This is a genomic window from Vibrio orientalis CIP 102891 = ATCC 33934 (assembly GCF_000176235.1).
Lineage (GTDB): Bacteria > Pseudomonadota > Gammaproteobacteria > Enterobacterales > Vibrionaceae > Vibrio > Vibrio orientalis.
Genome location: NZ_ACZV01000005.1, coordinates 25,236 through 46,592, shown reverse-complemented (window position 1 = coordinate 46,592; position 21,357 = coordinate 25,236). Strand labels below are relative to the sequence as shown.

Below are 21,357 nucleotides of genomic sequence, written 5' to 3'. Positions count from 1 at the left end.
ATGATCGTGTTAGAGAGCTTAGAGCAATTCAAAGTGGTTTACCGCGATGGCCGTAAATGGAACCGCTGCGTGGAAGCAATCGGCAACATCGCCAACATCAAAGATGGCGTGATGCATTCGATTGGAGACTCACTGGTGTACATGATTGAAGACGGCACTGCTCGTCATAGAGAAACCTTTGAAGGTAATCGTCGCTACTTCGATGTGCATTACTACCTAGAAGGTCGTGAAACCGTAGAGTTTGCTGACAAATCTCAACTAGAGCTTGTCGATGCTTACAGCGATGAAACCGACCGTGAATACTTAACTGGTAACGGCGAAATGCGTGAACTGCATGAAGGCCAAGTGGCGATTTTCGACAACAGCAAAGCTTACCGTTTCCATGGTGATAACCGCGTACGCAAGGTCGTTCTGAAAGTCACCATTGAAGACGGTTACTTCCTAAATAAATAAACACAACACACTGGGTCAGTATTGCTGACCCAGCCAATAACTACTACAACCGGAGGCATCAAGGTCACAAAAGCATTCATCGGCTCTGGATTCTATCGCGGCTTCGCATACTATGCGCGCAGGATGACAGAACGCTCAATAGCACTGTGACTTGATGTTCGAAGGGAATTGACGTGATTCATCGGAGGACACTATGTCTGAATCTATGCGCGGTAAGTTAGGCAAATTCGCCCTACTTTCCATGACATTTGCAGCGGTATTCAACGTTCGCAACATCGTAAATAACAATATCGAACTGGGTTTAAGCTCGGCACCTATCTTTTTGCTTGCAACCCTTGTCTACTTCATCCCGTTCGTTTTTATCATTGCGGAGTTTGTTTCAGCAAACAAAAACTCAGAGTCAGGAATGTATGACTGGTTGAAGAAGCCGCTTGGCTCTAAAGCCGCATACCTTGGCTCATTCCTATACTGGTTCGTAAACCTTTTCTGGTTCGTATCACTACTACCTAACGTCATTGCTTACGCCTCATACGCAATGCTTGGCTACGAATACGCCTTCTCACCTATGGTAACGTCGGCAATCTCTATCGCTCTGTTTGCGGCGGCAACTCATATCTCAACCAAAGGCGCATCTTGGTTAGGTAAGATCTCTGAAATTGTTGCTTACGGCGTATTTGCCCTATTCGCGATCTACGTTATTGGCGCTCTAATGGCACTAGGTGGTAACCATGAGCCAGTACAGCCAATCACACTTGAAGCCATGTCACCAACCATCAACTGGGCAACGCTAGGTATCATGTGTTGGATCTTCCAAGCGGCTGGCGGTGCTGAAACTGCAGCGGCTTACCTAAATGATGTTAAGGGTGGCCACAAGTCGTTCATCAAGGTCATCATCGGCGCTGGTATTGCCATCGGTGCAATGTACGCCGTTGGCTCACTACTTGTGAACGTATTCGTCGCACGTGAAGACCTAACCTACGCTGGTGGTATGGTTGAAATCTTTACTGGTATGGCGCAGTACTTCAACATCTCTGAATCACTGGTTGGCCGCTTCGTAGGTATCATTCTATTCGTTGCGATGTTCGGCTCAATGATGATGTGGACAGCAGCACCAGTAAAAATCCACTTCTCTGAAATTCCAAAAGGCGTATACGGCGAGAAAACAACGGAGCTTAACGAACACGGCGTTCCTGTTCGCGCAGCTTGGTGGCAATTCGCGTTCGTATTCGTCATGCTTATCGTTAACGGTTTCGGTTCAGAATCAGTCCAAGACATGATGAACACGGCAATTAACCTGACTGCGGGTACCGCCATGCTACCGCCAATCTTCATCATGGTTGCGTACTTTGTCTTCCGTCTGAAACATGATGAGACGCCACGTGATTTCCGCATGGGTACACGCAAGCAAGGCATGGGTGTGGTATCAGTACTGATCACTATCTTCGTCGTCAGTATGACAGCATCGGCATTCCCAACCGGCGTAGACCTAGTTAGAGCCTTCTTCATCAATGTATTTATGACTGCGGTATTCTCTGGTCTAGCTTGGTGGTGGATCTCTCGCTTTGAGAAGAAACAGGCAAACAAAGAAGTTAAGTTACAGGCAGCTAAACAAGCTTAATGTCTATTGACCTAGCAACTCGCTTATAAACCATTAATAAAACAAAAAGCCCTTACCATTTTGGTAAGGGCTTTTTAATGTCACGTTAAGCGCAATATTGACTCATAGGCAAGCGAGTCGCTGCTTCATCCGCAATGGCTTGGTTCTAGATAATGTTCCATCCAGTTAACTTGTCTTCATTCGGCGCGCCTTTTTTAAAATCATATTGGGACATGAAAACACTACCAGACATGACCTCAACTACCGCTTCCTGAGGGATCCCCTTCTGCTTTGCCCACTCGCGCTGAGTTCGATAAGGTCGATGGATTCTCGCGCGATCAAAGACATCATTGACGTCAAAAAAATCACTGGCTCTCATGCCTCCAAGACTGGTATCTATCTTATATAAGTTAGTGTTTAGCACTTGTTGAGCAAAAACAGGATCGAGAGTACTCAACATCCCATAGCTTCCTGTTGAGACAAACTGGCTATGTTCCTTCACATTCATTCCTGGATTTGGGCGGTGAGCCGCAAAGGAATTCTTAACATGCTCGATCACCGTCACATCACCGCTATCATTCCAGGGCTGAAAACCTGTTCGTTTGATCTCCTCAGGAGTACGTCTATCCCATCGATATACGTAGCGAGGTAGCGACTTGCCTCTGGCTTTACGCGCAACTATCCGTTTTATTCGGCCAAAATCATCTGTAAATAGCATTTTTTCCCCGTAAATAACTAAGCAAATTTTTCGATATTATTGATTTTTATTATATTTCGGCATCTTAACCTTTATTTTATAAATTCCATAGTCTTCAGTAGTGCTAAATATGACCTCGTTGACTTTTTCGACTATCCATATTCTCTGTGTCACTCAACGCTAATTAACAAATCGAAGACCAACCATTCCTGCAAGGAATCTCACTAATCTCGTTCCAATCTAAAACAAACTGACAGGTAAAGTTTTACTAAATACAGATCACAACTTAACTAGCAATAGATTATAAACACCGCCGCATGACGATAAGATAGCGCCATCTAGTCGATAAAGCCGATCATTAGCCAATAGAGCACACCCCCAATAGAATCAGCCAGATCGCCTAGGATTATTCATCCATACTTAAGAAGTGATTGAAATGAGATTACATTTTACTAAAACTCTTTTATCGGGGTTAATTTTTGCTGCTATTAATGTCCATGCTGCGGAAAACGAAGCGAACCATAGCGAGACACAAACTCCCAAGTCAGATACTGAACTAAGTGTCGATTTTTATGGAGAACTTGGCGTGGGTGGCCACGTTGCCTTAGAAGGTGATAACAAAGGCCGCTACTCCGACGGTACTTACATTGAAGGCGGTCTTGCCCTTCAATACGGAAATTGGTTTGGCCTTGCGTATATGGAAGGTTGGACAGTACAAGCCGATGATGAAGGTAATGCGTGGGCGACAGGCCACGGCTGGGGCGGCTTTGAAGGTGGCTTCAACCGTTTTTACGCAGGCTACCGCACAGATGGCAACACAGAATTTATGCTCGGCCGCATGGACTCATCTTTAGATGATATTCAATGGTGGGGTGACTCAACCGTTGAATACGGCTATGTAATTTCCAATACCCGCGATGTGTTCTTCGGCGCAAAGATCCAAAATCTAGAAGGTAAATTCCGCTACAGCATTTCGGCTGCGCCAGAATCTGATTTCTCAGAAGATGATTCTTGGGTCAATTTCGGCAAATACGATCGTTTTGCCGATCAATGGGTCGACAAAAACGCCATGGTCAACGGCTATGTTCAGTATGACCTAACTCAAGACCTAACCCTATTAGGCGGCGCAGAAGTTCGCAATAACGATGGTGGCGAGCTGTTGCTGATTGGTGCGGAATACAAAAACGTCGCGGCTCGCGTATGGCACGACACAGATAAAGGCAACCAAGTTTCTGATGGCAGTGAATCAGGCTTTATGACCAGTACATGGTATGAAGCAGCGCCTGGCGTCTACCTATCTGCAGCCTACAACTACGCCAACTTCCAATCTGACAAAGCTGAAGACGAAATCACCTCTTACATCAACGCCGGAGTTTGGTGGGAATACGGCAACGGCACTTGGGCAACCGCCTTTGATAGCCGCTTCGCAGTCGGTGACGACAACGTGACTGGCGATGCACAAGTTTTCGCAATGCAATACTACTACTGGTAAACCGAGGATTAACCACATGACTTTACGTAAAACGCTTATCGCTTTAGCCGTTGGCTCTGTCGCTACTTTTTCTGGTTTCAGCTTTGCATCTTCTGCTGACATGCCACTACAAGCGGATCAATTTAAAAATGTAATTGATCGTACCGGCTCTCCAGAATACATGCGCGACTATGATTTCGATGACCACCAACGTTTTAATCCATTCTTTGACAAAGGCGCATGGCATGGTCATCTGCTGCCTGACTCTAATGAAGGTATGGGTGGCTTCCCGGGCACGGCCCTACTGACCGAAGAATACATCAACTTTATGGCCAACAACTTTGACCGCTTAAGTGTGTTTAAAGATGGCAAGAAAGTGGAATTTACTATGGAAGCTTACAGTCTTCCGGGCGCTTTGGTACAAAAGCTCACTTCAGACGATGTAACGGTTGAGATGACACTTCGTTTTGCCACCAACCGCACCTCACTACTGGAAACCAAAATAAGCTCTGATAGCCCTGTTGAGTTAGTTTGGGATGGCGAACTGCTTGAGAAATACCACGCGAAAGAAGGCAAGCCTCAATCAGACAAGACCATTGATGAAAAGTACCCTGAGTACAATCGAACTCTGCAAACAACAGACAATGGCCTAACCGTCACCTTTGGCAAGGTTCGTTCAACTTGGGATCTACTGACCTCGGGTGAGTCTGAATACCAAATCCACAAATCGATCAAAGCAGACACTAAGATTGATGGTCACCGCTTTGTATCCAAAGCAAAGATTGATGGCTCCACAACTATCTACACCACTTATAGCCATGTACTGACTGCTGAAGAGAACAAAGCAGAACAAGCTAAAATCAGCGATATTCTTGCCAATCCACAAACATATCTACATGCCTCACAACAACGCTGGGAAAACTACCTCGAAAAAGGCCTAACCAACCCGCACGCGACACCAGAGCAAGAGCGTGTTGCGGTAAAATCGATGGAAACATTGAATGGCAACTGGCGTGGCGTCGCAGGTGCGATGAAGTTTGACTCTGTTACCCCGTCAGTTACCGCGCGTTGGTTCTCCGGTAACCAAACTTGGCCATGGGATACGTGGAAACAAGCTTACGCGATGGCGCACTTTAACCCTGATGTCGCTAAAGACAATATTCGCGCTATGTTTGCTTACCAGATCCAAGCCGATGATGCCGTGCGCCCTTGGGATGAAGGCTATGTGCCAGACCTGCTAGCGTACAACCTTAGCCCTGAACGCGGCGGGGACGGTGGTAACTGGAACGAGCGCAACACCAAGCCAAGCCTGGCCGCTTGGGCGGTAATGGAAGTCTACAAGACAACCGGTGATAAAGCGTGGATTGAAGAGATGTATCCAAAGCTAGTCGCATACCATAACTGGTGGTTACGTAACCGTGACAACAATGGCAACGGTGTTCCAGAGTACGGCGCAGCGGTCGATAAAGCCCATAACACACCAGAGGGTGAGATGTACTTTACCGTAGTTCGTGGCGACAAGCATGAGACTGTCATCGGCAAGAAAGCACTGGCTAAGGTGATGGAAGAAGGTAACTACGATTACATCGAAAGCCCAGCGCAAACCGCCGCCTCTTGGGAATCAGGACGTGACGACGCCGCTGTGTTTGGTTTTATCGACAAAGATCAGCTCGATGCTTATGTCGCTAACGGTGGCAAACGCAGTGACTGGGATGTTGAGTTCGCCCAAAACCGCTCTGAAGACGGGACGCTATTAGGTTACTCGCTCCTACAAGAGTCGGTTGACCAAGCAAGCTACATGTACAGCGATAACCAGTACCTTTCTCAAATGGCTGAGATGCTAGGTAAAAAAGACGAAGCCAAAGAGTTTCACGCCAAAGCCGATCACTTAGCGAACTACATCAATACCTGTATGTTCGATGAGAGTACCGGTTTCTTCTACGATATCCGTATTGAAGATAAACCACTAGCAAACGGCTGTGCAGGTAAACCAATTGTAGAACGCGGTATGGGACCTGAAGGCTGGTCACCACTGTTTAATGGTGCTGCGACGCAAGCTCACGCTGATTCTGTAGTGAAAGTGATGAAAGACACCAAACAGTTCAATACTCACGTACCACTAGGTACAGCTGCGTTATCTAACCCAGCGTTTGGCCCAGATATCTACTGGCGTGGCCGCGTTTGGGTTGACCAATTCTACTTCGGCCTAAAAGGGATGGACCGTTACGGATACCGTGAAGATGCTATCGAGATGGCAACGGCGTTCTTTAGCAATGCAGATGGTCTAGTACAAGATGGCCCAATTCGTGAGAACTACAATCCACTGACTGGCGCTCAGCAAGGTGCACCTAACTTCTCATGGAGTGCCGCTCACCTATACATGCTGTACAACGACTTCTTTACTGATGGTAAGTGAGCAAAAAACTAAAGCATAATTAGATTAAGGGGGACCTCATGAGCCCCCTTATTATTTGGTCAATGGATTAGCTTTAGTTGTTACCGCACTACTTTATTGTCGAAATTCAAACTATCTCTAGAAAGTCACCTAAACTGATTAAAGGTTAATATAAACAGCTAGATACTATATGAAGGAACACACTTCTCCATTCACGGCTTTACTCATGTTGAGCTTAGTTGGGTTAATTGTGTTTTCGTTCAACCTTTTTATACCTAGGCAGGAACTACTTCTGCTCTACGACAGCAAACGTCTCTTTATCATTTTCGTACTGTCGCTTTCTATGCTTATTTCTTGCTTTTTTTCTAGACATACCGCCACTGCTATCAGTAATGAATACCAAAGCCTGAAAACGCATAATCGTATTTTGCTACTCACCTTTATAACCTTCACACTCATAGCCACGACTATAGGGAAATACCAACCAGCAGCAGCACTGCAATTGTTGTACGTACTAGGGCTTTCCATTCTCCTTGTGCAGTTTAAACAAATCATCTACTCACAAAAGCTCAGAGTGTTGCAATACTTTATGTGGATTAGCGTGTTTCTACTATGTAGTGTTTTGGCTGGCTACTGGACTTGGTTAGCCCATGGTTTACCAGTTAATATCCACTCCATGTTTGGTTTCGCCAATGCGCGGTTTATAAATCAAATACATGTTTGGTTAGTCATCCCCACCGCCTATTTAGCTCTAATTCGAATACGCCGAAACCAGAGTTCATGGTTACTGCGTTTGTTATTGGTTTTGTGCTTTACCGTCATTGTGGCAACAGATGCAAGAGGAGAGGCGATTTCAGTGATTGGCGCTTTCTTGTTAATGATGCTCTTTGACCGCTCCAATCGCCGTCTGTGGTGGCGATTACTATGGCAAGGTGTCATTGCAGGTATCGCAATCAAACTGCTCTTTTTATCCCCTATTCCGAGCTTTATTTTAGATATCCCTGCAGAGTGGCACACAATTCGAACTGGCAGTTCTGGACGAGTTCAAATATGGTTTGAGACTTGGGAAATGAGTTCATTCTGGGGGCTAGGTGCTGACGCATTTGTTTGTGATAGCGATACATTTGGTCGCCCACATAATTTCCTATTGAACATACTGGTTCATTGGGGCGCAATTCCTGCGTTAGCCTTTATTGGCGCTGGCTTATCCATTGTGAGTCAGCTCACCAGAGTCAAGAAACGTTCAACACTGGTATTCGGTGTTTCACTTTTGTCTGGATTAGCTTATAGCTTAGTATCCGGCGTTTTAGATTCGCCTCTCAGTCAGTTAATTGCAGCTATATCTTTTGCTCTCTACTGGGCTCATGTTGCTCGAGATCAACAAACGAATCGACTCACCCAAACACCGACCCTCGCTCATCGAATCATTTTATGTGGGATAGCTATTTTAGTATTGTGCTCTATCAGCTATAGAGCCTACGAGCGATTCGAAAACTATCCCGCTGTCGAGGAGGGAGATGTACCGAAGACACAATTCTGGCTTGGCTATAACTGTCTAGAACGCCCATGGGAACCTTAAGCTTTAGCGGTCACTTTACAACGCTTGATACTAAATTCCGTAACCAGCGATTCTTTTCCTCATGCTGAAAAGCCTTGAGGTAGATTAGATTAATATCAAAGTCAGACACTTCTACAGGTGGTGTTACTGCTTTCAGAGCATGATTGTACATCTCCATCTCAGCGAAGCGTTTCGGTACAATGCATGCCAATTCCCGACCTATCAACAACCGACGAATAGTCAAAAAATTTCGCGACGCGACTCCTACCCGCCTTTCATAACCGTGCTTAGCGAGTTCCTTATCTACCTTAGTCTGCAAACTACCGTCAGGGCTTACTAAAGCGTGCTCAATACTGACAAACTCGGCCAGTGAAACAGGTTCAGAAAATCGCACGACTTCTGGGTCAAAAAGACATAAGTGCTGCTCTGTGTAGAGATGTTCGGATGAGAAGCGGCGATTCAAACTATCAATGCTACCAATGACCACATCAATTTGTTCTTTGTCGACTATCTCATGGTAATTACCTCGATTAACATTGTAGAAACTAACTTGTGCATACGGCGCTTGACGCTTAAGCTCGTCAAATAAAGCAGGAGCAAATAACTGCTCCGCATAATCCGTCAAACCTATCTTGCAGACACCGTGATAATCCTTTTCTGAGAATTGTCTCTTCTGCAATAAATCATTCTTAATCGATGAAAGTAACGTGTTAATGATTGGAGCCAGCTCATGTGCTCTTTGCGTAGGTTCCATTTTAACCCCAACTCTTTCAAAAAGAGGATCATCGAACAAAGTGCGCATGCGCTGAAGTGTATGACTCATTGCTGATTGGCTAATAAAACACTTTTCAGCAGCAAGGCTAACACTGCTGTTTTCGTACAAAGCTTGAAATGCCACCAGCAAATTCAAGTCGACCCCTTTCCAGTTAAACTCTTTCACCATCCCATCCTATTTAATTCATAATATTTATTAAAACTATTAATTTGAGTCATTTTAGTTGATTCATTACATTATGGGCAGTATTTGTTAATCGAGTAACGTGACCATGTTGTCCATTTTTAAAACCTTTTTCTTATTAGGCTGGATTAGCTTTGGCGGCCCGGCAGCGCATATTGGCTACTTTCGGAATACCTTTGTTGAAAAACTAAAGTGGCTTGATGATAAAGAATACGCGCAAATTGTTGCGTTGAGTCAGTTCTTACCGGGACCTGGCTCAAGCCAAGTCGGCTTTGCTTTAGGTTATAAACGCGGTGGCTTAACTGGCGCCTGTATGGCGTTTATCGGCTTTACGCTACCATCAGTCCTGATTATGCTAGCTCTGGCAATTTTGAGCAGCCAAGTGACCGAAACCACACTGTTTCAAAACATCGTCCACGGATTAAAGCTACTAGCCGTTATTGTTGTCGCTGACGCAGCATGGGGAATGTACAAAAACTTCTGTAAAGAGAAGCTTTCGGTGAGCTTATGTCTTGTTACCGCCGTAGCGCTACTTATTGTGCCAAGCATTAGCACTCAGATTATAGTGTTGCTGTTTGCTGCTCTTATTGGAATGAAATTTTTTGGCGAAAAACAGCAGGACTACACAGGCAAATTTGAACCGTCGATTTTACCTTTGGCTTTGTTTGCTCTGCTGTTGATTGGTCTGCCTTTTGCTGCTGCCACTTTGCCAGTGTTAGGGCTGTTTAACGACTTTTTTCAAGCCGGTAGCCTTGTGTTTGGTGGCGGCCATGTTGTACTTCCGCTGTTACAAAACATTGTCGGCGACCAACTGAGTCAAGATGCCTTTTTAACTGGCTACGCAGCTGCTCAAGCCGTTCCAGGCCCAATGTTTACCTTTGCTACCTATATTGGCTACGAGCTCATGCCTCAGTCACCAATTGTTGGTGCGCTTGTGGCGACAATTGCAGTATTCCTACCGGGGTTCTTGCTATTACTTGGGGTTTTGAAGAACTGGCAATCACTGGCTAAGAACCCAAAAGTATCTGGGGCAGTAAATGGTGTAAACGCAGCTGTTGTTGGCCTCTTGGTCGCAGCATTGTACCAGCCAGTCTTTACTAGCGCAGTCACCAGCGCATGGGACATTTCTTTCGTCCTAATTGGTTTTTACCTTCTAAAGCAGCTAAAGCTTCCTATCATTTGGATGGTCGTGTTTTTTATGGCTGTTGGTATTGCTGGCGGTCACATCGCTTAATAACAAAACGCAATAGATCAAATTCAACACATAAAAAAGGGAGAGCATACGTTCTCCCTTTTTACTATTAGTTATCTGATGTTTCGCCTTCTCTAACTAAAGCTAACGCTCGCTCTAAATTCTCATTTGCCACTTTGTAGTAAGTGCTTTTGGTATCAATCGCTTGTTGAAGATAAGGAATAGCTTGATCCGGTTTGCCTTGTAGGATCAAAAAGTAGCCGACATTGTTGAGCGCTTCTGGCTTATCCATATGACGAGAGAACACATTTATTGCTCGAGTAATTTCGCCTTTTCCCAAGTAAATTAACGCTAGGTTATTAAGCGCTTTATCATTACCAGGATCTTTATCCAACGCCTCTAAAGTGAATCTTTGTGCTTTACGGTAATCACCAGACATGTAAAACGAATAACCAACATTGGTTAGTGTTTTTGCCGAATTCGGTTCAATACTAAGGGCCTGTTTATAGAATGCCTGAGCAAGTGAATGATCTTTTCCTAAATCAGCAATCACTCCCATTCCCATGTATGCAAACTCTGGAGACTGATTATCGCTTTTTAGCTCAGCGACATCTTTAGAAGACTCTAGGTCTTTACTTACCAAAGTCTCACTATTACCAAATCGAATTTGATCCGCATTGATCGCACGTAAAAAGTAACTCTTTCCTTGATTGATATCTCCATTCTTACTGTAAATGGAACCTAGCTGCTCTAACACTTGAACATTATTCGGATTCTCTTCTAGTGCCAATGAATAAGCCTTATCCGCTAGCGGTAGATTGCTACGAGCTTGGTGAATTCGGCCAATATTGTACAAAGAGCGATCTCTAAATTGACCATTTTCAAAAGAAAGTGATCGGATGTATTCATATAACGCGAGATCCACATTCCCTGCACTGAGTGCCGTATCACCGCGCATTATTGCTTCTTTTTCTGTTTTCGGCGGTTCTTCAGAAGAAAGCGTATCTATCGGCTTCCCATCATATAAGGAGGTATCAAGACTTGGTTCCTGCGACGCGCACGCCGCTAATAACAGCGCACTTAGAGTAACGGTGACAACTTTTAATCCTTTCATAACCTGTCCTTAATTTCCCATAGTCGAGGTGAATAGCAACATTGAGGGCCCAATCGCAACAATAAAAAAGCAAGGCCAAATAAAAATCAACAGTGGAAAAATCATTTTCGTTGGAATCTTAGCTGCAATTTCTTCGATTTCCTGATTGCGTTTATCACGATAGTCTTCAGTGTATTCACGTAGCGTCTGAGACAAGCTCCCACCAATACGTGACGCATGCGCAAGCATAGTGACAAGGCCTGCAATTTCTGACAAACCAGTGCGCTTAATCAAATCATTAAAGGCATCTGACATCTCAACACCAGCACTAATTTTGACGCACACCGTATCTAACTCATCCGCAAAATCCGGGTGTGAAATTGTCAACTCATCAGCGACACGTCTCAATGCCGCATTAAAACCTAAACCTGATTCAGTACATACCACCAGCAAATCTAGTGCATCTGGAATACCACTGCGAATTCTTGACTGTCTTTTATCCACCATCATACTCAAGACAACGTTTGGGCAATATAGACCAAAAGCGACACTACCGATCATCGCAATATTGCGCATCGACATCTCAGGAGCAAAAAAATAGATACCCGCCGCCATCAGAAAACCGACGACCATTGAGACTCCTTTCATCGCATAAAAAAACGTCAGTGCACTGGCATCGTGATAGCCAGCGTGCATCAACTTCACGCGAATGCTCTCACTCTCTTTCGAGTTGGATGATTTCATCGCTGGAGCTAAGGATTCTAAGGACTTCTCTAGCCGGCTACCTTTTTTTAGCGTATCCGCACGTGTTGCATCCTTTAAGCGGGCTAAGCGACTTTTTAGCGGCGATTTAGAGCTCAAAAGTAACAGTGAAATGGTAAATATAATCAACACTGTCGCTATCAATACAATAACTAGGAAAAACGCCTGCTCATCAATCTCAAAAGATGCGACCAAATCAAATATTGAGTCCATATCACACCTCGAAATTGATGATTTTTCGAATCCACAATGAGCCTATAAATAGACTCACCACTCCACCACTCACTAGCTTCATCCCTCTAGGGTCAGTATAAAGCGGTTCAACATAACCAGGGTTAATCACGCTAAGGAATAGGAATAACACGAATGGAGAAAGTACTAAGATCCAAGCTGACAAGCGACTCTCTGCTGAGAGTGTTTTTATCTTTCGCTGTAATTTAAACCTCGAGCGTAATACTTTAGACACCTTCTCTAAGTTCTCAGACAAATTCCCCCCGGTTTCCTTTTGCAAAATCACCGCACTGGAAAACGCTAACATAGAGACCGTCGGTGTGCGCTCTGCCATCTGCATGATTGCCATGCGCATGTCGTATCCATAATTGAGAAGGTTAAACATGTTTTTAAACTCCACACCAATTGGCGCAGGCATTTCTAAACCGACTTCATTAAATGCTTGTGTCACGGGCTGACCAGCTTGAAGCATACGGCGCATGATGTCTAAGGCTTCCGGGAGTTGCTCTTCAAACGCAGCTAAGCGATCTGAAATTTTCTTACCTAGCCAAAAATACAAGCAAACCCATACACCAACAATTGCCGCTAACCCGATATAAAAAGGCTGACCAATAAGCAACACCGTTAAAAAACCACACAACGATAAACTGCTAGTCACAAGAAGCGTTTGGGTTAAACTCCAGTCGTAGCCGGAAAGCTCAATCAATTTTTTCAGTGATGAGAAGGCTTCAATTTTCACCAACCTTCTATCCCATGGAGTTAAACTTTTTAAATAGTGCTCTTGAAGTAGCGAAAGTGCCTCTTCATCCAGTTTGGATTGAGATTCTTTCAGTCGCTCAGAGAGTTCTTTATGCTTAGCTTTACTACCGGCAGCAGGAAGAATTAACGCCTGTGAAATAAACACCACGGCGAAAAATAACAAAATAAAAAAGAGCGTTGCATCCTGCTGCATAATCCCCTCCTTTATGAGAGTGACTCATTAAAAATTTCAAATGGCAGATGAAGTCCTTTTTTCGACAGGTGGTCATGGCATTGCGGCACGACACCCGTGGCGGTAAAGTAACCCATCACATTACCTTCTTCATCCATTCCTTTTCGGTGAAACTTAAAGATCTCAGACATGGTAATAATCTCGCCTTCCATGCCATTTATCTCACAAATACTCACCATTCTCCGTTTACCATCCTCTTGGCGCTCCATCTGTACAACTAAATGAATCGCTGAGGCAATTTGAGAGCGGAGGTTTTTCGCTGACATATTCCAACCAGCCATTGCAAACATATTCTCTACCCTAGAGAGAGCATCACGTGGCGTATTAGCGTGAATAGTCGCCAACGAACCATCATGACCGGTATTCATTGCTGCCAACATATCAACAGCTTCTGCTCCACGCACCTCACCCAGTACAATTCTGTCTGGACGCATACGCAGCGAGTTTTTGACCAAGTCACGTTGAGTGATTTCACCTTTGCCTTCAAGGTTCGCGGGGCGGGTTTCAAGCCTAACGACATGGGGTTGCTGAAGTTGCAGCTCCGCCGAGTCTTCTATCGTGACAATTCGGTCATCTGAAGGAATAAAGTTAGAGAAGATATTTAGGGTCGTGGTTTTTCCTGAGCCCGTACCGCCTGAAATAAGCACATTCATCGCCCCAGTAACGGCGGCTTCAACAAATTTAGCCATCTCTGGAGAGAGCGAGTTAAAATTCAGCAAGTTATCCATGTTGAGCTTTTCAACGGCAAAACGACGAATCGACACTGAAGAACCATCAAGTGCTAGCGGCGGAATAATTGCATTCACACGTGAGCCGTCAATAAGGCGAGCATCTACCATAGGTGAAGCTTCATCAACACGTCGACCAACTTGGCTAACAATACGGTCAAGGATATTCCGTAAATGACGTTCATCAAGAAACGTATAAGGCGTCAGTTCAAGTTTACCTCTTCGTTCAACAAATACATGCTTGGGTCCATTAACCAATATGTCGGACACCGTCGCATCATTGAGTAGTGGCTCTAGTGGCCCCAAACCAAAAACTTCGTCTTCGATTTGTTGAATCACGCGCTTACGCCCATCAGCACTCAGAGCGTGGGTTTGATCATCGGCCATTAATTGAATAATGGCATCATGGAGCTCTTTCTTCGCTCGTTCATTGTCTAAACTAGCCAAAAGCCCTAAGTCCAATGTTTCAAGAAGCCTTTGGTGGTAATAGTGTTTGACCGAAAGCTCTAGTTCAAGCTGCTTCTTCGCCTCTTCGACCGCATGCCCCTTTGCTTCAGCCTCTAGACGTTTACGCTCCTGAAAAGATCCAGCGGCTTCGTTGGGTATTTTAACATTAGAGGGAGCAGTCGATGCGACTGAGGCTGCTTGCTGCTCTTGTTCTTTATCGGCTTCGGCGACTTTCTGTTGAAGTTCTGGGTTTATATTTTTCCTTTTGAAGAACATGAAAGCTCCCTCATTATTTCAGACTCGCTACGAGAACATTCTCTTAAACCAACCTTTCTTCTCTTCAGGTTCAGGAAGTAAAGAATCCGCTAAACTTTGTACTGATTTGGACATGGAGCTATTTTTCTTAGCTTGAATAAATGGCCGTCCTAAATTAGCGCTTTCAATCGCCACTTTAAATTCATTGGGTACAATATGAATCTTGATGCTACCAACCGTGTCTTTAATATCTTTTAGCTTAATGGACTGACGCTTTTCATACCTATTTACAATTACCTCCATTTGATCCTTAGCGATACCAAATTCAAACGTCAACGCTTTGAGCACTTGAGTGGTATTTTTTACCGCTACCAAGCTTTGCTGTGTGACTAAGAAGACTTTAGTCGCGGGCGAAATTACCGAACCAAATTGACGGTCTAATCCTCGAGACAAGTCAATGATGACGAATGGATATCGCTCACGTAAGACTGGAATCAGCTTATTAAGTTGATTCACTTTCTCGAAGTTCTCGTGACTGTTCTCCCTTTTAAAGCCAAGGATATGTAAACCCGTATCGTGTTTAGTCACTAAGCTGCCTAACGAGACATCATCGAGATCAGCGACATTGGCAATCGCATCTGCAATCCCATACGTACATTGCACATTAAGATAATCTTCAATCACTCCAAATTGCATATCAAGATCAACCAGCAGTACATCATCAGGCTGACGCTTAGCAAGCGTGATAGCTGTATTCAGCGCAATAAGCGACGCCCCAGCCCCACCTTTGGTATTCATGAATACGATTAACTCGCCTAAATTACGAGTCGCGACTTTCTCTTCCGCAATATTGCGTAATAAAGGAATAAGCTCATCAAGCACTGCTTTATCAGATATAAAATCCATTGCTCCAATACGTAAAGCAATTTTCAACGCACCATTGTCGTTTTCATTTCCAAATACAATCAATGAAGCTTCATGAGCAGACTCCTGGGACTCTGGCGCTTCATATTGCTGTAGCTCAACAATTTTCTGCGCCCAATTAGGCCCAGTTTCGACAAAAATCAAATCAGGCGGTGAAAAATGGGCTAAATTGGCAACAACTAAACCATGAAATGAGATCATCTCAAAGTTCACGCTCTGACACTTAGACAGCTCGTGGCTAATGTGAAGGTGAAACGCATCAGATGAGTAAAAAACCCAAATAGTTAAATTGGTCTTCAATCTAATAGGACTATCTCCATTCGGTGTTAGCTTAACCGCCTCTCCCATATACTTTCTCCTAGCAATCCATGCTAATCGAGTTAAGGACACTTAGGTCTATAGCCTTTAACCTAGTGAATCCGGTTAAGACTTTGAAAACTGACCGACTACCTCATCAAGCCCTTCACATACAATTACATGATTTCTTCTATATTTTTCATTTTGATATGTTTAATTGTAGGAAATACCAAGCAATATGTCAGAATTACAACCTAGCGATTTGTCCGTTGGCAAATTAGCCCTTTAGATACAAGGGCTCCCCTCTTTTCCCTTCAATATCATTGCCCAAATTGTTCCAATATTTGACTATCTGTACCGGCCAGCTCTGAGTCTTTCTTACCTGTATAAGTTTGATAAACCCCTTCCATTCGCTCACCACTCCCTGCTGGGATTACGTCTAGATTGTCTATCGTAGCGTTAGGGTTGTAAGTTTGCTCAGTTTTCAGCTTAGCGACATGAGAACCTAACTCTTCTGCATTGTTAACACACCCCACCAACAATAGAGACAAGGTGGGCAGCGCAGCTATCCTAATGACTTTGTTCATGTTGCCTCCTACAAGCTATGTCCAAATGTGCCTTCAGTGCCACCTTTTGAGTTGTCTACGAATGAACCGACTTCCTGTTCAGATTTCTGTTCACTCGCTGGTGCAATGTAAGCACCACGTCCCAATAGGTAGTACTCAAAATCATTTGGTTCAACAAATGACTCTGTTGGTAAGGTAATACGCCTACGATCAATGGGTTTCGCAAGCCTTGGAGTAACAAGGATGACAAGTTCAGTTTCACCAGAAATGTACTCTTGGCTATTGAACATTTGCCCCAAGACAGGGATGTCACTGAAACCAGGCATTTCTTCAACTACATCTCGGACATTCTCACTAAGTAAACCGGCTATACCGATAGTCTGGCCATCGGCGAGTTCAAGGGTTGATGAAGCACTACGACGAGTAATTGGAGGGATAACGTATGTACCGTTAGTTGCGCCAGGATTCAATGTCAATGTGGTGGATGTTGCTAGTTCACTAACATCAACAGCTAAATTAAGATTGATTTTTTTATCGGACAACACAGTTGGGATGAACTTAAGGCCAACACCATACTCTTTGTACTCGATAGTGATACCATCTTCACTCGGCACAGGAATAGGAAACTCACCACCAGCTAGAAACTCGGCTTTCGCACCACTTAATGCGGTCAGGTTTGGCTCCGCTAGAACTTTTGCCGTACCATTTTGTTTGGCAATATCTAAAGCGAAAGTAAACAAAGTATTACTATCAATGAAGGTGCCAAGCAAGCCTGTACTCTCAACTCCTGGTGCATTAAAAATCGGCCCGATGACATTATTTACATCATCTATCACGCCGCCAGCTGAGGTTCCTCCCCAACTGAACTCACCACCGCTAGTTTGGAAGAAATGAAAATTTGCATCAAACTTCCTCACCAATGTACGCTGAACTTCAGCAACGGTCACTTCCAACATAACTTGTTGAGCACCACCAATCGTGAGTAAATTAATGACCCCAGTACTGTTGACTTGATTACTCAATGAAGACTTTCCTTTGTCGGCTTCTTTCCCTGCAGAGTATGTTTCAGCTACTCTCAAAGCGATATTCATGACTGATTGAGAGCTCACCTGGCCACTAAGAATTAAACGATGTTGGGCGCTATGAACCTTTATCTCTTCATCAGGAAGAAACTCAAAAAGTTTGGCTTTAAGACTGTTGAGATCATGAGTCACTTCAATGTTGATCGATTCAATCAATTGGCCTCTACTGTCCCAAGCCATCAAGTTAGTTGAACCAAGCTTCTTACCAATCAAAAAGACTTCATCCGACTTCAACATAACAATATCGAGCACATCCGGATCACCTAAAGACACTCGCTTCGCTTTACCTGCAAGCGTTACGTGGGTCGATTTATGATGAGGAACTGTCACTATCTTTCCTGATTGTGTCGCTGCAAAACTGATACCACTGCTCAATAACAAAATGATCATTGCAGATATTATATTTCTCATAGCTCACCTCAATCCTTGACTCGGATATTGCTAGACTGTGTACCTTTGATAATCGTTACACTTGGTGCAACATATCTCTTAACGACTTTCTCTTCTTCATGCGGATTTCTCAGTGTTAATTGGATATTGCCGCGACTTTGAGCAGAAAGCAGCTTCTCGGCTTGTCTCGGCGTTACTTCAAGGGTCACCGCACGAACAATTACAGGCTTATTCTCCTTACTCCTTGCCGTCTGATCGACCGCAAGTACTTTGATCTCTTTTAAAACCGTTGAGGTTGAAGCGGAGTTTTTGCCATATTTAACCGTGTTGAGAATATCGACCTTATTACCAGGTAATAGAAAACCCGCTACACCGATGACATCATTGACTCGTATTGTAACTGCACGCTTATTTTCAGGTATTAATGAGGCCAAGGTAGAGCCTTCTCCAGAGGAAGATAGCCTATTGGGATGAATAATTTCCCCCGGATAAATAGTCGTTGCTGCGACTTGACCTACAAGTTCCTCAGCCTTGGTAAATTGCAGTTCATCACGCCAGTCTTTTTCTAACAACCGACTCGTCACATGCTGCTCTTCAATCACGCTTCCCGCAAAGATCTCTTGTGCTGCGACAATCACCGGTTCACGCTCTACGACTTCAACCTCAACCTGTGGTTGTAACTGCCTGTCCATCCATTGCTTAGCAAAGAATACAGCCCCTAAACCAAATACAATGGAGAGTAGTAATAATAATATGACTTGATTCCGACTCATCGAGCACCTCCTCCCTTGCCATCAGCAGTAAAGTATACTTCCCACGCACGGTTGACGATTTCAGGAGAGATAACAGGCTCGACTTCTTCAAAGACGATGATATCTCGGCTGATCCCTACAATATCTTTAGGAAGACACGGGTAAAAGCCCACGTCATGCTGACGATGTAAGTCAAATAAGGTATTGAAACATCCCTCTGCGAGAGACAAATTTTTAGAACTAGAAATAATATTCCAGAGCTCTCTATACTCTTGCTCTAGAAGAGGCCCAAATTGGATCTTGTAGCCTAATCGACGCAAAAAAGCAGGGTCACTGATCTTTTCCGGATCCAAATTCGTAGAAAAAGCCAGTGTCAAAATGAAAGGAATTGAGATTTGCTGTCCGTTGGGTAAATTCAAGTAATCGTAAAAGTACTCCATTGGTACAATCCAGCGATTGAGAAGGGTATCGACAGGCATAGGTTGTCGTCCCAAATCATCGATAATGAAGATACCGTTATTCGCCATCATTTGTAGCGGCGCCATCCAAACTTTGTTGTGTTCACTATGATTAACCTCAAGCATCTCCATTGTGAGCTCACCACCCACTTGAATACTCGGTCGTTCACACAATGCCCAGCGGCGATCAAAATGCTCTTTGAAAGTGATCGATTGAATATCATCACTACGCACTTTCTTATGGTGCTGGGGAGAAAAGACTTTGATGATATTGCCCATAGCAAAGACTGCATACGGGATATATACCGAAGTATTCAAAGAGTTAAGTATTTTAGTCGCTACAAATGTCTTACCTGACCCCGCACTCCCGTAAAGCAACAATGCTCGTCCAGAATTAATCGCAGGCCCTAAGACACCGACCATTCTTTGTGCGCCTAATACATCGGAAAGTGCATACTCCACATCGTCACGATTGACCATTTGCGCACGCACATCTTGAGCCTGCACCATTTCTGCATATTGAGTGAGCGAAACAGGAACAGGGCCAAGGTACGCATCTTTCACAAACGCCGCATCCGCTTCTTGTAGACCAGATTCTGATAAACCGTAACGAACATGACCTGTAGATTGAACTGAAAACGTAGAAGACGCAGCCTGAAACACTTCGACTAATGATTTGGATCTTAACCCCGCAATGACATCCTCTATCAGATGACTGTTAATACAGAGAAGTTTGGTTAACTGGAGAATATCGGACTTAGGGTAGGCGGCAATATGTTTAATAACTAGGTTTTCAACAACCGCTTTAGGAACACCCAACTCATCAAACGATGTAGGAACTGGTGGCTCTGGAGCTTGCGGTGTAAGCTCGGTTCTATGCCGAACCGCTGAGTTTGCCTGAACCATGTTGACTCCTTGTCACTAATTCAGAAAGTAAAAATAGAGAGCTAAACCGATCACAACAACAGGGGCAAAAGGCATCCGATAGTGCTGTTCAATTTGTTTAGGCGTCCGTAGCACCTTCGTACCACTTGATCCAAACTGAGCTAGCATTGAATACTTATTAACTATTGTTCTAAGTTGATCTGGTGAATCCGCCAGCCTTAATACCGCATAAAAAAGACCGACAATAACGCTCGACACTGCAATCCAATAAACTGAGCCGAGTATATGTTCGCTTCCAACCCAAAAGCCGATTACACCCAAAAGTTTAACGTCCCCTGGGGCCATGACTCTTAAAAAGTAAAGAAGCAATGCGACAATAAAGCAAGTAATACCAGTGATAAGTGAATAAAAGAGAAGAGAAAAATCTTGATCGATTATAGTTATATCGACAAAGATCAAAACAAATATAACCAATAAGAGGTAGTTGGGAATTCTATGCTCTTTCGCATCAGAAACTGCTACAGCAAACAATACCACCCATACAATAATATCCATCTAGCAGTCCTTGCATATACTAATCACTATTCCTTAGTTAAATATAGTTGCAAATTCATTAGTTAGTATTCCCCTAAATGCAATAAATAGCCCAGCAAAACCCACTACTATTAACCCCGCCCCCACGACATATTCCACTACAGTAAGGCCATCTTCATCTCTAAAGAAACTGAATACACCATCCATACAGTACTCCTACATAGCTCAAGCCCATGAACATATTCATGGGCTTGTATTGTTAAACTATCTAAGTGTTAATACTAGTTAACTATTAAACACATTTGCTAGCTCATTTGTTAGAGTGTTAGAAAATGTTCCGAAAATCCCAGCTAATCCCGCTACCAGTAAACCTGCACCAACAACGTACTCAACGACTGTCAATCCTTCTTCGTCCTTCATAAATTTCGAAATATTCTTAATTAGCGTACTCATGATTGTCTCCTTCCAAAGTTCAGTAAGCTGTAACGCTTATTGATAATTTAGAGGGAATTAGTGAAGAGATGTTAGGATTATTATGTCTACATTTAGCACTTTTTTGCCATCAAGGATGCGCACTAAAACACAAGAAAGTATGATTAAAAGTCAAAAAAATGCTTCCTCATAGCTGAAAATTAAATAAC

At 43.9% G+C, this 21,357-nt stretch carries 20 protein-coding genes; 6 read left to right on the top strand and 14 right to left on the bottom strand.

Going from position 1 to position 21,357, the window contains the following annotated elements; genetic code table 11:
* Together VIA_RS10820 and VIA_RS10815 are read left to right on the top strand one after the other, a co-directional pair.
* Entirely contained in the window at positions 1-453 is a 453-nt protein-coding gene (locus tag VIA_RS10820) for a beta-galactosidase subunit beta (protein ID WP_004413026.1), read from the top strand.
* Between the two features lie 193 nt (positions 454-646).
* A complete protein-coding gene (locus VIA_RS10815; RefSeq protein ID WP_004413025.1) occupies positions 647-2,071 on the top strand; it encodes an amino acid permease in 1,425 nt (474 codons plus the stop codon).
* 145 nt (positions 2,072-2,216) lie between these two features.
* Here the strand turns inward: VIA_RS10815 and VIA_RS10810 are convergent, their stop codons facing one another.
* Entirely contained in the window at positions 2,217-2,768 is a 552-nt protein-coding gene (locus VIA_RS10810) for a scabin-related ADP-ribosyltransferase (protein WP_004418076.1), read from the bottom strand.
* A gap of 415 nt (positions 2,769-3,183) precedes the next feature.
* Between VIA_RS10810 and ygjJ the strand changes: the two genes are divergently transcribed.
* The 3 genes from ygjJ to VIA_RS10795 all read left to right on the top strand — a co-directional run bounded on the left by ygjJ (position 3,184) and on the right by VIA_RS10795 (position 8,192).
* The gene (gene ygjJ, locus VIA_RS10805; protein WP_004418078.1) at positions 3,184-4,239 is read left to right on the top strand and encodes a protein YgjJ; all 1,056 of its coding nucleotides are present in this window, start codon (positions 3,184-3,186) and stop codon (positions 4,237-4,239) included.
* A 16-nt stretch (positions 4,240-4,255) separates the two neighbouring features.
* Positions 4,256-6,634, top strand: a complete 2,379-nt coding sequence (gene ygjK, locus VIA_RS10800; RefSeq protein ID WP_004413022.1) for an alpha-glucosidase — start codon at positions 4,256-4,258, stop codon at positions 6,632-6,634.
* Between the two features lie 205 nt (positions 6,635-6,839).
* Positions 6,840-8,192 (top strand): O-antigen ligase family protein, encoded by a 1,353-nt coding sequence (locus VIA_RS10795; RefSeq protein WP_004413021.1) that lies wholly within the window; start codon positions 6,840-6,842, stop codon positions 8,190-8,192.
* Positions 8,193-8,202: 10 nt separating this feature from the next.
* On the opposite strand, the gene VIA_RS10790 is transcribed toward VIA_RS10795, so the two are convergent.
* Positions 8,203-9,111, bottom strand: a complete 909-nt coding sequence (locus VIA_RS10790) for a LysR family transcriptional regulator (RefSeq protein ID WP_412774856.1) — start codon at positions 9,109-9,111, stop codon at positions 8,203-8,205.
* Between the two features lie 106 nt (positions 9,112-9,217).
* On the opposite strand from VIA_RS10790, the gene chrA reads away from it, so the two are divergent.
* A complete protein-coding gene (gene chrA / locus VIA_RS10785; protein ID WP_004413019.1) occupies positions 9,218-10,363 on the top strand; it encodes a chromate efflux transporter in 1,146 nt (381 codons plus the stop codon).
* A gap of 67 nt (positions 10,364-10,430) precedes the next feature.
* On the opposite strand, the gene VIA_RS10780 is transcribed toward chrA, so the two are convergent.
* From VIA_RS10780 to VIA_RS10730, 12 genes are all read right to left on the bottom strand, one after another.
* Entirely contained in the window at positions 10,431-11,435 is a 1,005-nt protein-coding gene (locus VIA_RS10780; protein ID WP_004413018.1) for a tetratricopeptide repeat protein, read from the bottom strand.
* 9 nt (positions 11,436-11,444) lie between these two features.
* Positions 11,445-12,389 carry a type II secretion system F family protein gene (locus VIA_RS10775; RefSeq protein WP_004413017.1) on the bottom strand — a complete coding sequence of 315 codons (945 nt, stop codon included), beginning with the start codon at positions 12,387-12,389 and terminating at the stop codon, positions 11,445-11,447.
* 1 nt (position 12,390) lies between these two features.
* On the bottom strand, positions 12,391-13,359 hold the full coding sequence (locus tag VIA_RS10770) for a type II secretion system F family protein (protein ID WP_004413016.1): 969 nt from the start codon (positions 13,357-13,359) through the stop codon (positions 12,391-12,393).
* 11 nt (positions 13,360-13,370) lie between these two features.
* Positions 13,371-14,849, bottom strand: coding sequence for a TadA family conjugal transfer-associated ATPase (locus tag VIA_RS10765; protein WP_004413015.1), 1,479 nt, complete (start codon positions 14,847-14,849; stop codon positions 13,371-13,373).
* 27 nt (positions 14,850-14,876) lie between these two features.
* Positions 14,877-16,100, bottom strand: a complete 1,224-nt coding sequence (locus tag VIA_RS10760; protein ID WP_004413014.1) for a CpaE/TadZ family protein — start codon at positions 16,098-16,100, stop codon at positions 14,877-14,879.
* A 269-nt stretch (positions 16,101-16,369) separates the two neighbouring features.
* Positions 16,370-16,636, bottom strand: a complete 267-nt coding sequence (locus VIA_RS10755) for a hypothetical protein (protein WP_004413013.1) — start codon at positions 16,634-16,636, stop codon at positions 16,370-16,372.
* A gap of 8 nt (positions 16,637-16,644) precedes the next feature.
* Positions 16,645-18,108 carry a type II and III secretion system protein family protein gene (locus VIA_RS10750; protein WP_004418082.1) on the bottom strand — a complete coding sequence of 488 codons (1,464 nt, stop codon included), beginning with the start codon at positions 18,106-18,108 and terminating at the stop codon, positions 16,645-16,647.
* Positions 18,109-18,116: 8 nt separating this feature from the next.
* Positions 18,117-18,860 carry a Flp pilus assembly protein CpaB gene (gene cpaB, locus VIA_RS10745; RefSeq protein WP_004413011.1) on the bottom strand — a complete coding sequence of 248 codons (744 nt, stop codon included), beginning with the start codon at positions 18,858-18,860 and terminating at the stop codon, positions 18,117-18,119.
* Complete coding sequence (locus tag VIA_RS10740; RefSeq protein WP_004413010.1) at positions 18,857-20,203, bottom strand: P-loop NTPase family protein; 1,347 nt, start codon at positions 20,201-20,203, stop codon at positions 18,857-18,859. Before VIA_RS10740 ends, cpaB begins: the two co-directional genes overlap by 4 nt.
* A 15-nt stretch (positions 20,204-20,218) precedes the next feature.
* Positions 20,219-20,737, bottom strand: a complete 519-nt coding sequence (locus VIA_RS10735) for an A24 family peptidase (protein ID WP_004418084.1) — start codon at positions 20,735-20,737, stop codon at positions 20,219-20,221.
* 33 nt (positions 20,738-20,770) lie between these two features.
* Positions 20,771-20,923: a Flp family type IVb pilin gene (locus VIA_RS22355; RefSeq protein WP_004418086.1), complete on the bottom strand. Its 153-nt coding sequence runs from the start codon at positions 20,921-20,923 to the stop codon at positions 20,771-20,773.
* Between the two features lie 78 nt (positions 20,924-21,001).
* A complete protein-coding gene (locus VIA_RS10730) occupies positions 21,002-21,169 on the bottom strand; it encodes a Flp family type IVb pilin (RefSeq protein WP_004413009.1) in 168 nt (55 codons plus the stop codon).
* Positions 21,170-21,357 lie beyond the last annotated feature (188 nt).

Coding starts and splice junctions, on each gene's coding strand:
- VIA_RS10820 (WP_004413026.1), top strand. CDS start 1: ATGATCGTGTTAGAGAGCTTAGAGCAATTCAAAGTGGTTTACCGCGAT.
- VIA_RS10815 (WP_004413025.1), top strand. CDS start 647: ATGTCTGAATCTATGCGCGGTAAGTTAGGCAAATTCGCCCTACTTTCC.
- VIA_RS10810 (WP_004418076.1), bottom strand. CDS start 2,768: ATGCTATTTACAGATGATTTTGGCCGAATAAAACGGATAGTTGCGCGT.
- ygjJ (WP_004418078.1), top strand. CDS start 3,184: ATGAGATTACATTTTACTAAAACTCTTTTATCGGGGTTAATTTTTGCT.
- ygjK (WP_004413022.1), top strand. CDS start 4,256: ATGACTTTACGTAAAACGCTTATCGCTTTAGCCGTTGGCTCTGTCGCT.
- VIA_RS10795 (WP_004413021.1), top strand. CDS start 6,840: ATGTTGAGCTTAGTTGGGTTAATTGTGTTTTCGTTCAACCTTTTTATA.
- chrA (WP_004413019.1), top strand. CDS start 9,218: ATGTTGTCCATTTTTAAAACCTTTTTCTTATTAGGCTGGATTAGCTTT.
- VIA_RS10780 (WP_004413018.1), bottom strand. CDS start 11,435: ATGAAAGGATTAAAAGTTGTCACCGTTACTCTAAGTGCGCTGTTATTA.
- VIA_RS10775 (WP_004413017.1), bottom strand. CDS start 12,389: ATGGACTCAATATTTGATTTGGTCGCATCTTTTGAGATTGATGAGCAG.
- VIA_RS10770 (WP_004413016.1), bottom strand. CDS start 13,359: ATGCAGCAGGATGCAACGCTCTTTTTTATTTTGTTATTTTTCGCCGTG.
- VIA_RS10765 (WP_004413015.1), bottom strand. CDS start 14,849: ATGTTCTTCAAAAGGAAAAATATAAACCCAGAACTTCAACAGAAAGTC.
- VIA_RS10760 (WP_004413014.1), bottom strand. CDS start 16,100: ATGGGAGAGGCGGTTAAGCTAACACCGAATGGAGATAGTCCTATTAGA.
- VIA_RS10755 (WP_004413013.1), bottom strand. CDS start 16,636: ATGAACAAAGTCATTAGGATAGCTGCGCTGCCCACCTTGTCTCTATTG.
- VIA_RS10750 (WP_004418082.1), bottom strand. CDS start 18,108: ATGAGAAATATAATATCTGCAATGATCATTTTGTTATTGAGCAGTGGT.
- cpaB (WP_004413011.1), bottom strand. CDS start 18,860: ATGAGTCGGAATCAAGTCATATTATTATTACTACTCTCCATTGTATTT.
- VIA_RS10740 (WP_004413010.1), bottom strand. CDS start 20,203: ATGGTTCAGGCAAACTCAGCGGTTCGGCATAGAACCGAGCTTACACCG.
- VIA_RS10735 (WP_004418084.1), bottom strand. CDS start 20,737: ATGGATATTATTGTATGGGTGGTATTGTTTGCTGTAGCAGTTTCTGAT.
- VIA_RS22355 (WP_004418086.1), bottom strand. CDS start 20,923: ATGGATGGTGTATTCAGTTTCTTTAGAGATGAAGATGGCCTTACTGTA.
- VIA_RS10730 (WP_004413009.1), bottom strand. CDS start 21,169: ATGAGTACGCTAATTAAGAATATTTCGAAATTTATGAAGGACGAAGAA.